Consider the following 14,811-nt stretch of genomic DNA (forward strand, 5'->3'; position numbering starts at 1 on the left):
CCTCCGGACGTTACTCTTGCCGTCAGACCACGCCAGTATGGACCTGCGTGATGTCGTCATCGATCAGCAGCGTCGCATCGCCCAGCGTGAACACGTTGTAGCCCGCGCCATTGCTGCCCTGCGCCTGCGCGCCCCGGATGGTCACGATGTCGTCGTTGCCGCCCATCACCGTCACCGTGTCGGTGATCGAGGACAGCGCCACGATCTGCGCCTCGGTGATGGTCAGGCTGCTGTCCTCGGCGAAATGCAGGTCGATCGTGTCCACGTCGAACTCGCCCAGCGCCTGTGCGATCTGGTCTGACATGCGCACCGCGTTTGTCGCGGGATCATCGGTCACCAGGTAGGCGCCCGAGGAGTTCCCGGCCGCGTCGGTCGAGGCCAGCACAAGGTGTGTACCGTCCGGGATCGTGCTGACCGGCGTGTGATAGGTCTGGCCCAGGATCGGGATGTCGGTGCTGTCGGCCAGCGCCACGTCGAGAATCATCGGATTGGCGTCGGTGCCTGCCAGTCGGCCCAGATACACCGCGTCGTCGGTTATCCCGGTGCGGATCTGGTCGACGCCGCCGCCGTCGCGGCCATAGCCCACCCAGCTGAGCGTCTCGGGTGCATCGGTATCCATCGCGACCATCTCGGTGAGCGTGGCAGTGTTGCCCGCCGCATCGGTCGCGGTGATGGTGACGGGCAGGCCGCCGGTACCGCCGGGAATGGCCGAGGGTGGGATCTGCGCGGTCCAGCCGCCATTGGCGGCGACACTGGCGGCGATGCTCTGCCCGCCGACCGCCAGCATGACGGTCGAACCGGGTTCGACCACGCCGGTAAGGGTGACGCCCGCCATCGCCTCGGCCGCATTCACGATGCCGTCGCCCGCGATGGGCGCGCCGGACAGCGCGAGGACGCGCACTTCGGTGTCGATGTTCAGCAGGATCGAGGTCTGAGCCGTGTTGCCGGCGGCATCGGTGGTCAGCACCTGCGCCTGCGCGATCGTCTCTCCCTGCGGGAGTTCACCGGCGCCCAGTTGCACCGACCAGCCGCCATCGGCAGTCACTGTCGCCTCGCGGCTGACGCCGCCGACCACGACCGTGACGCTGCCACCCGGCTCTGTCGAGCCCGCCAGCGTTACGCCCTGCAACCGTTCGGCCGCGTTGATGACGTTGTCCGCGGTGACCGGATCGGGCGAGATGCCGAAATTGACCACCTCCGTATCGACGCGGACGGAATCCGTCCGGACCAGCGTATTTCCCGCGCTGTCGGTGATCGAGGCGCTGATCTGCGCGGTGTAGGTGCCCGGCGCCACCTGAAATGCCTGGTAGGGCGCGCGCCAGGTGCCGGTGGCGTCGGTCTGCACGGTCAGGGTGACGCCGTTCATCGTGACATCGACCCACTGGCCCGGCGTCGAGGTGCCCAGCAGGGTCACGCCATCGGCAGCCTCGGCCGCATTCACCACGTCGTCGCCCTCGACAGGGTTGGCGCTGATCGTCAAGAGTCCCGCATCCGTGTCGATGCGCACCTCCTGGGTCAGCGTCTCGGTGTTGCCGGCGGCGTCGCGGGCGGTAGCGCTCATGGTCACGGTCCGCTCGCCCGAGGGCAATTCGCCCGCTGCATAGGTCACCGACCAGGTGCCATCGGCGGCAACCGTGGCGGCGCGCGTGACACCGCCAAAAGTGACCGCGACGGTCGAGCCGATCTCGGTCGTCCCCGTCAGGGTCAGGCCTTGCGCCGCCTCGGCGGCGTTCAGCACGCCATCGACCCCGCCGGGCTGGCCGGTCTGGGTAAAGTTCGTCACCAGCGTGTCGACATCCAGCGTGCCGGTTGTGGTGGCGCTGTTGCCGGCCCGGTCGGTCGCGATGGCGGTGACGGGCAGGATGCGCTCTCCGGCCGGGATCTCGGCCGGGATGAAGGCAGCGCTCCAGGATCCGTTGGCCTGAACGACGGCCTGGTGGGTGATCTGGCCCAGCGTGACCGCGACGGTCGCGCCCGGTTCGGCCCATCCGGTCAGGGTCACGCCCCCGGCATGTTCCATCGCGTTCACCACGCCATCGCCGCCCGCCCCGGTGGGCGTGAGGGTGACGCTGGTCTGGGTGTCGATGGCGATGGTGCCCGACGCCGTGGCCCGGTTGCCCGCAGCGTCGGTCGCCGTGGCGCTGACCGCGAGGCCAGTGACGCCCTCCGGCACGAGGCCTGCGGGAATCGTCACGCTCCAGGCGCCAGTGGCGCCCACGGTCGTGTCGATCACGCTGCCCGCGACGGTCACGGCCACGTCGGAGCCGGGCTCTCCGGTGCCGTTCAGAACCACGCCATCAGCGCGCTCGGCGGCGTTCACGATGCCGTCGCCCTCGACCCCGGCGGTGTCGATGGTGATCGCGCCCTCGGTGTCGACGGCAAAGGCATGGCTGGTCGTCACCCCGTTGCCCGCGCTGTCGGTCGAGACGATACTGGCGGTGGCCTCGTAGGTACCGGTTGCGATGTCGGCGGCGGCAAAGGTCACGCTCCACGCGCCAGAGGCGCTGACGGTCGCGCTGCGGGTCACGCCCTCGATGGTGACATCGACACTCGATCCTGGCTGGGTCGTGCCGCTCAGCGTCACGCCCGCGTCACGCTCTGCCCCGGCGATCACGTCGTCTCCGGTCAGCGGCGCGTTGTCGAGCGACACGGCGTTCACGGTGTCAACCTGCACGGCCGACATGGCGGTCGAGACGTTACCGGACCTATCCACGGTCGAGACGGTGACCTGTGCCGCATACTCGCCGCCTGCGAAATCCGCCTGCGTGACGGACAGCGACCAGCGGCCATCGGGCCCCACGGTCACGTCCTGCGTCAGGTTGCCGAAGGAGACGGTGACGACTGCGCCAGGGGTCGAGCCCCCGGTGATCGCGAAACCGCCCTCGGCCTCGGCCAGGTTCACCACGCCGTCGCCAGTGACGTCGTCGATGGTCAGCGGGTGCGGGATCGTGTCGATGTCGATGGCATCGGTGACGGTGGTCGTGTTGCCGAACCGGTCGCTCGCGGTCACGGTCAGGTCGGCAAGGTATTCGCCGCCGGGCAACACGCCGTCATCCACCGTGAAAGACCACGATCCGTCGCCGCCCACGATGACGGTTTCGGCTTGGCCGCCCATCGAGACGGTGACGCTGCTGCCCACCTCGGCATGACCCGAGATCGTGACGCCGCCTGCATGGCCCTCGGCGTTGAACAGGTCGCCGGTCGAGACGGTGCCGCTGTCGATGCCCAGCTCGGGCGGGGTGAAGTCGACGACGATGGACGGTCCGTCCAGGTCGCGCACGGTGCCGTCCGGGTCGGTCACGATCACGGTCAGGTCGCCGTGGTCGCCATCGCCGGGAAAGTCGTCGCCCTCGAAGACGACAGACCAGGTGCCATCCTCGGACGTGCCGGTGAGGGTGGTGCCGTCGATGGTGATCTCGACGGTCGATCCGGTCTCGGCCGTGCCAGTCACGGTGATCGTGCGGTCGTCGCCACCACCGACCGCAAGCTCTCCATCGGCATTGTCGACCGTGGGCGGCGTCCAGCTTTCGCCGCCACCCCCGCCGCCGTTGCCGCCACTGCCGCCGCTGCCGCCGCCCAGCCAGGCGAGGCCGCCCAGGCCGGCCAGACCCGCGCCCGCCGCGCCAAGGCCGGTGGCGCCCAGCAGCGCGGTGCCCAGCATGCTGACCTGGTCATCGCCATAGGCGGCTTCAGCCACCACGGCGGGATCGTCGAGAAAGATCAGCGCGTCGTCGGGGCTCCACTTGCCGGCGAACTCGGTGGGCCCGTATTGCGCGAACAGCGCGCCGCCGTCGGCCTCGACGAAGGTCACCTGGTTCAACTGGCCGTTGCTGGAGAGGAACAGACGGTTGCCTCCGTCCTCGAAATAACCCTCGAGGACGATCACGCGGCCATCGGCCAGCGTGATCAGCAGGTCGTTCGCCGCGCGGTCGTAGCCGCGAAGGTCGTCCTGGCTGATGTTCAGGGAAATGTCGTTGCCCGTGCCCGCGTCGACCAGGAAGCCCTGCGCCTCATCGCCCACGGAGCCACGCCGGACCGCGCCCACAGGACTACGCACCACGAAATCAATCGCGCTCATGTTAACACCGCTCTGCCTCTGTGCCGCCCATTTTTCGTCCGGGCAGCTTGTTTTATGGCTATGCGTCTACCGGATTGGCCCTTGTTTCGCCACATTTAAATTGGCGCAGGCGGCACATGATGCGGTTTTCGGGGCCGCGGACCCAAGATGAACCGTGAAATGTGGCCGGACTGTGGCCCGGACGCCTCACCCCGCGCAGTCAGAAGGTCACCGCCTGGCCCGTCACTGCGGATTGCTGCGCGGCAAGGCCCATCCGCACCGCCCAGGCGCCATCGTCGAGCGTCACTTCGGTCTCGGCAGCGCCCCGCACCACCGAAAGGAAACGCTGGTGCTGGTAGAAGGTCGAGCCGTTATGATCTCCCGCCGCCAGCAGTGTCGGATCCACCGGAATATCGACCGTCTGCGGTCCCTTTGGATGGCGCGGGCTGACAATGACCTGCGGCACCGGCGGCAGACCCAGGTGCGTGGGCCAGAAGCGGCCCGGCCCGGGAACCAGTGCCTCGATCTTGCCAGCCGGGCCGACGGCAGACAGTTCCTCCTGGTAGCGCGATCCTTCCGCATACATGCAGAGTTCCAGCATCGCCCGCGCGCCGCTGGCGAAATCCACGATGACATAGGCGGTGTCCCAGATGTCGGGCACCTCTCCGCCATATTCCTCGTCGAGATGATTCACCGCCTGCCCGGCACTGGCCATGACACGCACGGGATCGGATTTCAGCGCCAACCGCATCAGGTCGAAGAAATGGCAGCATTTCTCGACCAGCGTGCCGCCGGTGTTGCGGTTGAAGCGGTTCCAGTCGCCGACCTTGGGCAGGAATGGAAAGCGGTGCTCGCGGATGGTCAGCATGGTCACGCCCCCGGTGGCGCGCTCGATCTCATCCAGGAAGGTCTGGATCGGCGGCATGTAGCGGTATTCCATCGCCACCCAGACCGGCGCGGGATAGGACGCGCGTAGCGCCTCCAGCCGCGCGCCCTGTTCCGGCGAGGTATACAAAGGCTTTTCCATCAGAACCGGCAGAGGGCGAATACGCGCGACCTCTTCCAGTTGGTCGACATGGACATGGTTGGGGCTGGCCACCAGCAGGCAATCGAGATCGTCCGCCAGCAGGTCGGGGATCGACATGGCCAGCCGCGCATTGGGCGCGATGGCCTTGGCGGCATTCGCCATCAACTCGTTCGGCTCGTAGATGGCGGCGACGCGGGCCCCGGGCAGCAGGGCGATGTTGCGCAGGTGCTCCTGCCCCATCATGCCGCAGCCGATGATGCCGTAACGGATGATCTTCTGGTCCAAGTCGGAATTCCTCATACGATCCGTGCCACGTAGGTGGCGATATTCGTGTCGATCCAGTTGCGCGAGACCTCGGCCCGCGCGCCGTCCTGGCCCCAGCTGATCCGGGTCGCCATGACGGTCGGTGCGCCGGGTGACAGGCCGAAGGCGTCCGGTGCCCAATCCGGCATCGTGGCAAGGCCCAAGCGGTCCTCGGCGCGGGTGATCCAGAGGCCCAGCGCCTCGCGGTAATAGAGATACAGGCTCTCGCGCAGGTCGCCGGGCTGGATCGTCTCGGCGTAAGTGCCGTCGAGCCAGATTTCCTCGAGCACGGCGGGTTTGCCCGACAGCCGGCGCAGGCGGCGGATGCGGAACCCCTCGGGAGAGGAGCCGAAGTCGGGCAGTCCGGCGTCCTTCGTCACGCGCTCCACCGACAGCAGTTCCGCCGTGGGCAGGCCGCCGCCCTCCAGCAGTTCGACGCGGAAGAAGGCGTAGACCGATTTCGCGTCGGTCCGCGCCCGCACGTAGTTGCCAGAGCCCTGCACGCGCTCCAGCATACCCTTGTCGGCGAGATCGCCCAGCGCCTTGCGCAGGGTGCCGACGGAAATCCCCAGCCGTTCCGCAAAGGCGCGTTCCGGCGGCAGCCGCTCGCCATCGGTCAGCCGCCCCGCATTGATGTCGCGGATCAGCATCTCGCTGATCTGCACATGCAGCGGCAGGGCGTGGCGGTCTGTCATTCTTTGGTCCGGCAAATTGATACACTATTGATCTACATCAAACGGGGTGCTACGCAACTGGAAAGTCACACGCGAAAGGCACCTTTCATGACCATCGTGCCCGTCACCTCCGCCGATCTGGATGCCGTAGAAGTGTCGTGGTTCGCGGCGCTGTGTTCGGACGATTACGAATACCTGGGCGTCCCAGAGGGGCGGCTGCGGTCGTCGTGGACGCATTGCTCGGGGATCGTCAAGGAGGCCGAGGCGCAGGGGTTCCGCAACATCCTCTGCCCGTCCTCCTACCAGGTCGGGCAGGACACGCTGAGTTTTGTGGCCGGCTGTGCGCCGATCACCGACAACATCAATTTCCTCGCCGCCGTGCGCTGCGGCGAGATGCAGCCGATCATGCTGGCCCGCACCATCGCGACGCTGGATCACATGCTGGAAGGCCGGCTGACGGTGAACATCATCTCGTCGGATTTTCCGGGCGAGAAGGCCGACAGCGCCTTTCGCTACCAGCGCTCGCGCGAGGTGGTGGAGATCCTGAAACAGGCCTGGACCCGGGACAAGATCACTTACAAGGGCGAGGTCTATGATTTCGAGGGGCTCTGGACCGACCCTGCCCGTCCCTACCAGACCGGCGGGCCGCTGCTGTATTTCGGAGGCTACAGCCCGGACGCGCTGGACCTGTGCGGCCAGCATTGCGACGTCTACCTGATGTGGCCCGAGCCGAAAGAGCAGATCGCTTTGCGCATGAAGGACGCCAACGCCGCCGCCGAAAGGCACGGGCGGACGCTGGACTACGGGCTGCGCGTGCACATGATCGTGCGCGATACCGAGGCCGAGGCGCGCGAATGGGCGGAACACATCGTCAGCAAGCTCGACGACGAATACGGCAAGCTGATCCGCGAACGCAGCCATGACGCGATCAGCCTCGGCGTCGCGCACCAGGCCCGCGCGCGCGAGTTGGCCGACCAGTTCGGCTATGTCGAGCCGCACCTGTGGACGGGCATCGGCCGGGCGCGCTCGGGCTGTGGCGCGGCGCTGGTGGGGTCGACCGACCAGGTGCTGAGCGAGCTGGAGCAGTATAAGAAGATGGGCGTGCGCGCCTTCATCCTGTCGGGCTATCCGCATGTCGACGAATGCCGGCATTTCGGCGGCAAGGTGCTGCCGCAGATGAAGACCTGTCAGTTGAACCACGCCTATGGCCGCGTGCCCGCCGAGACCCCGCTGACGCCGCTGGGATCAGGCGACCGTCGCTGACGCGCGAAAGGATCGAAGAATGGACCGTATCCGACTGACCGACACGCTGGAGATGAGCCGCCTTGTCCATGGCATGTGGCGGCTGGGTGACGACACCGACACCTCGGTTGGCCATGTGCGCAACAAGATCGCCGCGTGTCTGGATCAGGGCATCACGACGATGGACCAGGCCGACATCTATGGTGGCTACGAGGCCGAGGAGATCCTCGGGACCGCCATGACGCCCGAGATCCGCAACCGGATCGAGATCGTCACGAAATGCGACATCGTCGCGCCGGCGGGGCGCTATGCCAATGCCCGGGTCAAGTATTACGACACCACGCGGCTGCACATCGTGAAATCCGTGGACCATAGCCTGCGGCTGATGAAGATCGATCATATCGACCTTCTGCTGATCCACCGCCCCGACCCGATGATGGACCACTTCGAGACCGGTGCCGCGCTGGACGAGGTGGTGAAGTCGGGCAAGGTCCGCGCTGTCGGCGTGTCGAACTTCCGTCCTTGGGACTGGGAGTTGCTGCAATCGGCGATGACGACAAAGCTGGCGACGAACCAGATCGAGATCAGCCTGCTGCATCACGCGCCCTTCACCAACGGCGATGTCGCGTTTCACCAGCGCCACGGCCAGCCCCTGATGGCATGGTCGCCGCTGGGTGGCGGCGCGCTGTTCGAGGGCCGGAATGCCGCGCTGCGCAACCGCCTGGCCGAGATCGGCACCGAATTCGACGTCGATGATGCGGCCGTGGCCATCGCATGGCTCTTGGCCCATCCCTCTCGCATCCTACCTGTCCTCGGCACCAACAATCTGGACCGCATCGCCCGTATCGGCGATGCTGCAAGGGTCCGGCTGGACCGGGAGACATGGTTTGAACTCTATTCCCTCGCCCTTGGACACGAAGTGCCCTGAGGCCCGCACATGAACGCCCCGATGACCAATCGCAGCCACAGCTTCGACCCGGCCACGGGCGACCCGCGCGCCTTTCGCGACGCGCTGGGGCAGTTCGGCACGGGCGTGACCGTCGTGACCTGCGAAACCGGCACCGGCCCCATCGGGATCACCGCCAACAGCTTTGCCAGCGTGTCGCTGGACCCGCCGCTGGTTCTGTGGTCGCCGGCCAAGTCCTCGTCGCGCTACCCGTTCTTCATGGCGGTCCCGCATTTCGCGATCCACGTGGTCGGCACCGACCAGGTTGCGCTGTGCAGCGGGTTCGCCCGCACCGGCGACGCCTTTGACGGGCTCGACTGGGAGCGGGGCGCAAGAGGCGTGCCGCTGCTGAACGGTTGCCTCGCCCGGTTCGAATGCACGACCGAGGCCGTGCATGACGCGGGCGACCATTCGATCATCGTGGCACGCGTGACCCGCGTGACCACGCGCCCCGGAGCGCCGCTGCTGTTCCACGGCGGCCGTTACGGAGGCTTTACAGAAGCGTCGTAAGCCCAAAGCAAAACAACAACGGGCACGGCGCAACAGGGAGGAGATGGCCAATGGCCATATTGCTGGCGCTGCTGCGCCCGTTGCAGGCCGTGCTGGACGTGGTCCTGCGCCTTGGCCGGGGATTTGCGACCCTCGCCATCGGCCTGATGGTGGTCTGCATCCTGTTGCAGGTCTTCATGCGCTATGTCCTCAACAACGCCCTGCCCTGGCCCGAAGAGGCCGCGCGCTTCCTGATGCTGTGGATGACCGGGCTGATCGCGCCCTCGGCCTATCGCCGGGGCGGGTTCGTCGCCATCGACATGATCCAGGCGGTTCTGCCGCGCACGGTGGGCGCCCTGCTGACGATTGCACTGCTGGGCGTGTCGCTGCTGGTGCTGATCGTGGCGATCCAGCTGGGCCACAAGCATGTCTTCGGCAGTTGCCTGTTCAAGTCCTCGACCCTGTGGCTGCCCTTCACGCTGAAATTCTCGGTTCCGATCCCGCTGACGGGGCTGGACCTGACCGTCTGCACCAAGGAGTCGCCGGCCTTCGGCTTTGCCTGGGGCTGGACCAAGATGCCGCTGTCGCTGTCCTTCCTGTCGCTCTGGGTGGGCGTGGTGCTGCTGACGGTGGTGAATGTCGAACTGATCCTCCGGGCCATGGTGGGTCTGCTGGGTGGCGAAGACCGGTTGCGTCCGCAGATGGACGCCGACCTGACGGTGGAGTGACGCGATGCTGGTCTGGTTCCTGCCCCTTTTCCTGCTGTTCCTGATGATCGGCCTGCCGGTCTTTTTCGGGCTGCTCGCCGCGCCCGGCCTGCTGCTTTGGCTGAACGGGCAGGAGCGCGACATGGCGCTGCTGTATCGCAACGTCTACAATGGCATGGACAGCTTTCCGCTGATGGCGATCCCGTTTTTCATGCTCGCCGGAGAGCTGATGAACCGGGGTGGCATCACCTATCGCCTGGTCGAATTCAGCCAGGCGATGATGGGCCATCTGCGGGGCGGGCTGGCGCATGTGAACGTGCTGTCCTCGATGCTGTTCGCGGGGCTGTCGGGGTCGGCAGTGGCGGACACCTCGGCGCTGGGCTCGATGCTGATCCCGGCGATGGAGCGCGAGGGCTACACCCGCCGTTTCGCCGCCGCGATCACCGCGGCCAGTTCGGTGATCGGCCCGATCATCCCGCCCTCGGGGATCATGATCATCTACGCCTATGTCATGGGCGAATCCGTCGCCGCGCTGTTCCTCGCGGGCATCGTGCCGGGCATCCTGGTGGGCGTCGGCCTGATGATCGCGGTCAAGCTGATGGCAGACCGCTACGGTTTTCCGGCCTCGCGCGCCAAGGCCACCTGGGGTGAGCGCGGCCATGCGGGGCTCAAGGCGTTCTTCCCGCTGATGACGCCGGTCATCATCCTGGGCGGCATCCTGGGCGGTGTCTTTACACCAACCGAGGCCGCGGCGGTGGCGGCAGGCTATGCCATCCTGATCGGCATGTTCGTGCTGCGCACCCTGCGCCTGTCCGACCTGCCCGACGTGATGATGCGCGCGGCGATGACCTCGGCCGTGGTGCTGCTGCTGGTCGGCGCGGCGATGGCTTTCAAGACGGTGGTCTCGCTCAGCCACGCGCCGGAACACCTGGCGGCTTTCATCCTGTCGCTGTCGGATAACCCGCTGGTGCTGTTGTTCCTGATCAACCTGCTGCTGTTCGTCGTCGGCATGTTCCTGGACGCGGGCCCGGCGATCATCATCCTTGGCCCGATCCTGGGGCCGATCTTTGTCAACCTCGGCATCGACCCGATCCATTTTGCCATCATCATGTCGGTGAACCTGACCGTGGGCCTGGCGACGCCGCCGATGGGGCTGGTGCTGTTCGTCGCCTCCAGCGTGTCGGGCGAGCGGGTCGAGGCGATTTCCAAGGCGATCCTGCCCTTCCTGCTGGTGGAGGTGATCGTGATCTTCCTGATCACCTTCTTCCCGGCGATCTCCATGACGATCCCGCGCCTGACCGGGTTCGCCAACTGACCATTCGGCGGGGCGGGGTGAAACCTGCCCTGCCGACCCGCCCAACCGGGCCCCTACGGGCCATCCAAGGACCAGAAGCAACAGGGAGAGAAGAGATGCTACAGGGTCTGACCAAGGCCGCGATGATCGCGGCGATGCTGACCGGCGGCGCAACCGCCGCCATCGCGCAGGAATACACCATCCGCGCGACCGCCAACTCGAACGAGAATGACGAGGATTACGACGGCCTTGTCGTTTTCAAGAACTATGTCGAGGCCGCCTCGAACGGCGCCATCGCCGTCGAGATGTTCATCGGCACGCAGCTTTGCGCCAATGGCACCGAGTGCATGCAGGGCGTGGCCGACGGCACGATCGACGTCTATGTGTCGACCTCGGGCGGCACGGCGGGCCTGTTCCCCTTCGTGCAGGTGCTGGACCTGCCCTACCTGATGAGCGACGACCGCGTGGCCGAGGCCGTGCTGTCCAACGGCTCACCCTTCGTACGCACCATGCAGGAGATGGTGGCCGAGACGTCGGGCGGCGCGATCCGGCTGATGACCATCGGCAACACCGGCGGCTGGCGCAACTTTGCCAACACCGAAAAGCGGGTGCAGACCCCGGCCGACCTTGCGGGCATGAAGATGCGCACCGTGGTCGCCGACCTGCCGCAGGAGTTGGTCAAGGCGCTGGGTGCCTCGCCGACGCCGATCCCGTGGCCCGAGTTGTTCACCTCGCTTCAGACCAACGTGGTCGAGGGCACCGCAAACGGCATCACCGACATCATGAACATGAAGTTCCCCGAAGCCGGCCTTCAGTATCTGACGCTGGACGGGCATAGCTACATGGGCGCGCTTTGGTTCATGAACAACGAAAAGTTCATGGCTATGCCCGAGGACATGCGCCGCGTGGTGGTGGACGGGTTCTACCAGCTTCAGCAGGCGACCTTTGCCTCGCCCAAGCGCAAGTCGATCCAGGCTTACGAGGATTATCTCGCCGGTGGCGGCGACCTGTATGTGCCCTCGCCGGACGAAAAGGCCGCCTTCAAGGAGGCCGCGGCGCCGGTGTTCGACTGGTTCAAGTCCAGTGTCGAAGGTGGCGAGAAGGTCTTTGAGGCGATGACCGCAAACGTGGCCGAAGTCGAAGCACAGCTGAACGCCGTGCGCGCGGCGGACACGCAGTAAACCCCGGTGATCCGGGAAGGCAGGGGCGTGGCGCAGGCCGCGCCCCTGTCGTTTCGCGGTCCCGCTGCGTCAGAAGACGCTTATCAACCGCGCCTGCCGCCCTATGATCCCTGTCAGGCCCCCAGCAGGAGACACCGCATGACCCGCCGCGCCGCTGCCCCGCTTGCCCTTGCCCTTTGTGCCCTTGGGGCCGCCCATCCTGCGCTGTCGCAGGTGCGCGAGATGGGCGCGGGCAAGGTCTACCTGGGCACGGTGCGGGCCTCGGACATGCACGGGCTGTCCTATGCCACGCGTGGCTGCATCGTCGCCCTGTCCGAAGAGGCCCGACAAAGCCAGGCGGCGACGGCGGGGCAGGAATTGGTGCGGCTGGATGACCGCGATGCGCTTCTGTCGCTGCGTTCGGCAGAGGCGCGGGTGCAGGACCTTCAGGCTGCGGTTGCCGAACGGCAGTTGGCGGTCGATGCCGCCCGCGCCGACGATGTGCGTCGGCGCAAGGAACTGGACTTCGTGTCGAAGGAATTCGACCGCAACAACACCCTGTTCGGGCGCGGGATCATCAACGAGACCGCGCTGGAGGCGGTCGAACGGCGGATCATGGACGCGACCTTTGCCGCCGAGCGCGCGAAAGAGGCCATCGTAACCGCCGAATCCGCGCGAAACCGGGCCGAAATCGCCCTGGAAATCGGGAGGCTGGACCTGCAAGCCGCCGAACGTGTTCTGGAAGAGCTTCGGCTGCTGGCCCCTTTCGACGGTGTGCTGGTCGGCTTCGAGGAAAACGTGGGCGATTGCGTACAGGAGGGCGAGTTGGCCGCGCGGCTTTACGCCCCCGCCGCCAAGGCGGTCGACATCTACGTGCTGATCTCTGATCTGGCCGCAAGCGACGGCAGCGGCGTGGCGGTGGGCGGCGCGGTGACGATCCAGCGGGCCAGCGGCACGACCTGCGACGGCGCCATCACCCGGATAGACACCGAAGCGGATCTGGAAAGCCAGTTCGTGCAGGCCAGCATCGCGGTGGACGGCACCTGCGCGCCGGGCCTGTTCCTGAACGAGGCGGTGCAGGTCGCGCTGAAACCCGAGGCGGGCTGAGGGCTTGCCTGGCCAAGGCCCTCCGCTAGGCTAGCGGAAGGGATACATCCACACCCTGTAATCGGCGACCAGGTCGTTTCCATGCGCAATCTGCTCCGGCGTCATCTTCTTGACCACCTCCTCCTGGCTGATCGCCGCGTCGGGGTCGCCGCCGATGGCCGACAGGACATACCAGGCATAGGCACGCACCAGATCGGGCGCGGGCAGGCCGAGGCCGGTCTCGTAATACCAGCCGACACCGGATTGCGCGCCGGGATGCGCCTTCATCGCGGACCGCAGGTACCAGTCGAAGGCGCGCACATGATCCTGCGCGACGCCAAGGCCCAGCGCATACATCACGCCGATCAGCTCCTCGGCATCGGCATTGCCCGACCGCGCGAGTGGCCAGAGCGCCTCGCGCGCCTGCTCGAACTGGCCGCTTTCCATCAGGTCGCGCGCCTTTTCGAGGCTGCTGCTGGCCAGCGCGGGCGCGGCGGCAAGGCCAAGGACCAGCACAAGGGCAAGGCGGTTCATGCACTTCTCCTGACGGCTTTGCTCGCCGGGCCGGTGGCGGCAGAGGCGATCGACCCTGATGATTTCCTGCCTTTCGACGCTGCGCAAGCCCGGCTGGGCCAGCTTTTGTTCTACGACCCGATCCTGTCTGGCAACCGCAACATCTCTTGCGGGACGTGCCACCACCACAGCCTCGGCAGCGCCGATGGCCTCAGCCTGGGCATCGGTGAGGGCGGCGTCGGGCTGGGTCCGCAGCGGCAGGCACCCGACGGCCCCGGCCGCATCGTGAAACGCATCCCCCGAAACGCGCCCGCTCTGTGGAACCTCGGCCACAAGGATGTGCGCGCGCTGTTCCATGACGGGCGGGTGGAAGTCACCGACTACCCGACATGGGAGTTCGACACGCCGGCGGGCGACTGGCTGCCCAAGGGCCTGAATTCCCTTCTCGCGGCGCAGGCGCTGTTCCCGATGACCTCGATGGCCGAGATGTCTGGCAATCCCGGCGAGAACGAGGTGATCGGAGCGGTCCGCGACCGGATCGACGGCGGCTGGCCGGTCATCGCGCACCGGGTGCGCACGATCCCGGAATACGGCGGGCTGTTCGTCGACGCCTTCGACACGGTGACGACGCCCGAGGATGTGACCATTGTCGAGATCGTGAACGCGTTGGCCGCCTTCATCGGGACCGAATTCCAGAGCTATGACAGCCCCTATGACGACTGGGCGCGCAACGGCACCCCCCTGCCCCAGGCGGCGGAGCGCGGGCGGCAGCTGTTCTTTGGCCGCGCGGGCTGCGTGACGTGCCATTCCGGGCCGCTGTTCACCGACCAGAATTTCCACGCCGCGGGCCTGCCCGCCTTCGGTCCCGGGCGCATCCGCCCCTTCGACCCGATGCCGCGCGACGTGGGGCGTATGGGCAAGACCGACCTGCTGGAAGATGCCTACAAGTTCCGCACGCCCTCGCTGCGCAACGTGGCGCTGACCGCCCCCTATGGTCATAACGGCGCCTATCCGACGCTGCGCGACATGATCCGCCACATGGCCAACCCGGTCCAGCAGGCCGTCCGCTGGCAGGAAGACATGGCCCGCCTACCGGATGCCCCCTGGCTGAAGGCGGGCGATTTCGCGATCCGCACGGATCGGCTGGAGATGGCGCGGCAGGTGGCTGCGGTTTCATGGAATGCGGTGCAACTCGGCGAAGAGGACGTAGCCGACCTCGAGGCGTTCCTGCATTCGCTCACCGGCGCCACCGTTGACGCGACGCCGCTGGGAAGACCCGGGCGCGTGCCCAGCGGCCTGCCGGTGGACTGATG

General features: G+C 66.8%; 12 protein-coding genes. 8 read left to right on the forward strand and 4 right to left on the reverse strand.

The genetic code is table 11. The features are described 5' to 3' along the window. Positions 1 to 22 precede the first annotated feature (22 nt). From KB874_RS16040 to KB874_RS16050, 3 genes are all read right to left on the reverse strand, one after another. Positions 23 to 4,078, reverse strand: a complete 4,056-nt coding sequence (locus tag KB874_RS16040; RefSeq protein WP_212537564.1) for an Ig-like domain-containing protein — start codon at positions 4,076 to 4,078, stop codon at positions 23 to 25. A 199-nt stretch (positions 4,079 to 4,277) separates the two neighbouring features. Further along, the gene (locus KB874_RS16045) at positions 4,278 to 5,369 is read right to left on the reverse strand and encodes a Gfo/Idh/MocA family protein (protein WP_283054810.1); all 1,092 of its coding nucleotides are present in this window, start codon (positions 5,367 to 5,369) and stop codon (positions 4,278 to 4,280) included. Between the two features lie 11 nt (positions 5,370 to 5,380). Next, positions 5,381 to 6,082, reverse strand: a complete 702-nt coding sequence (locus KB874_RS16050; protein WP_212537566.1) for a GntR family transcriptional regulator — start codon at positions 6,080 to 6,082, stop codon at positions 5,381 to 5,383. An 87-nt stretch (positions 6,083 to 6,169) separates the two neighbouring features. Here KB874_RS16050 and KB874_RS16055 point away from each other — a divergent pair, with 87 nt between their 5' ends. The 7 genes from KB874_RS16055 (at position 6,170) to KB874_RS16085 (ending at position 13,006) form a co-directional block, all read left to right on the forward strand. After that, entirely contained in the window at positions 6,170 to 7,324 is a 1,155-nt protein-coding gene (locus tag KB874_RS16055; RefSeq protein WP_212537567.1) for an LLM class flavin-dependent oxidoreductase, read from the forward strand. Between the two features lie 19 nt (positions 7,325 to 7,343). Continuing rightward, the gene (locus KB874_RS16060; protein ID WP_212537568.1) at positions 7,344 to 8,231 is read left to right on the forward strand and encodes an aldo/keto reductase; all 888 of its coding nucleotides are present in this window, start codon (positions 7,344 to 7,346) and stop codon (positions 8,229 to 8,231) included. 9 nt (positions 8,232 to 8,240) lie between these two features. Beyond that, the gene (locus KB874_RS16065) at positions 8,241 to 8,759 is read left to right on the forward strand and encodes a flavin reductase family protein (RefSeq protein ID WP_212537569.1); all 519 of its coding nucleotides are present in this window, start codon (positions 8,241 to 8,243) and stop codon (positions 8,757 to 8,759) included. Positions 8,760 to 8,809: 50 nt separating this feature from the next. Next, entirely contained in the window at positions 8,810 to 9,466 is a 657-nt protein-coding gene (locus KB874_RS16070; protein WP_212537570.1) for a TRAP transporter small permease, read from the forward strand. 4 nt (positions 9,467 to 9,470) lie between these two features. After that, positions 9,471 to 10,760: a TRAP transporter large permease gene (locus tag KB874_RS16075; RefSeq protein WP_212537571.1), complete on the forward strand. Its 1,290-nt coding sequence runs from the start codon at positions 9,471 to 9,473 to the stop codon at positions 10,758 to 10,760. Between the two features lie 95 nt (positions 10,761 to 10,855). Further along, positions 10,856 to 11,920 carry a TRAP transporter substrate-binding protein DctP gene (gene dctP, locus KB874_RS16080; RefSeq protein ID WP_212537572.1) on the forward strand — a complete coding sequence of 355 codons (1,065 nt, stop codon included), beginning with the start codon at positions 10,856 to 10,858 and terminating at the stop codon, positions 11,918 to 11,920. A 138-nt stretch (positions 11,921 to 12,058) separates the two neighbouring features. Then, positions 12,059 to 13,006, forward strand: a complete 948-nt coding sequence (locus tag KB874_RS16085) for an HlyD family secretion protein (protein WP_212537573.1) — start codon at positions 12,059 to 12,061, stop codon at positions 13,004 to 13,006. A gap of 30 nt (positions 13,007 to 13,036) precedes the next feature. On the opposite strand, the gene KB874_RS16090 is transcribed toward KB874_RS16085, so the two are convergent. Beyond that, positions 13,037 to 13,519 carry a tetratricopeptide repeat protein gene (locus tag KB874_RS16090; RefSeq protein WP_212537574.1) on the reverse strand — a complete coding sequence of 161 codons (483 nt, stop codon included), beginning with the start codon at positions 13,517 to 13,519 and terminating at the stop codon, positions 13,037 to 13,039. Positions 13,520 to 13,552: 33 nt separating this feature from the next. On the opposite strand from KB874_RS16090, the gene KB874_RS16095 reads away from it, so the two are divergent. Continuing rightward, complete coding sequence (locus tag KB874_RS16095) at positions 13,553 to 14,809, forward strand: cytochrome-c peroxidase (protein WP_346346563.1); 1,257 nt, start codon at positions 13,553 to 13,555, stop codon at positions 14,807 to 14,809. Positions 14,810 to 14,811 lie beyond the last annotated feature (2 nt).

This window comes from Thetidibacter halocola (genome assembly GCF_018224955.1).
Classification (GTDB): Bacteria; Pseudomonadota; Alphaproteobacteria; order Rhodobacterales; family Rhodobacteraceae; genus Thetidibacter; species Thetidibacter halocola.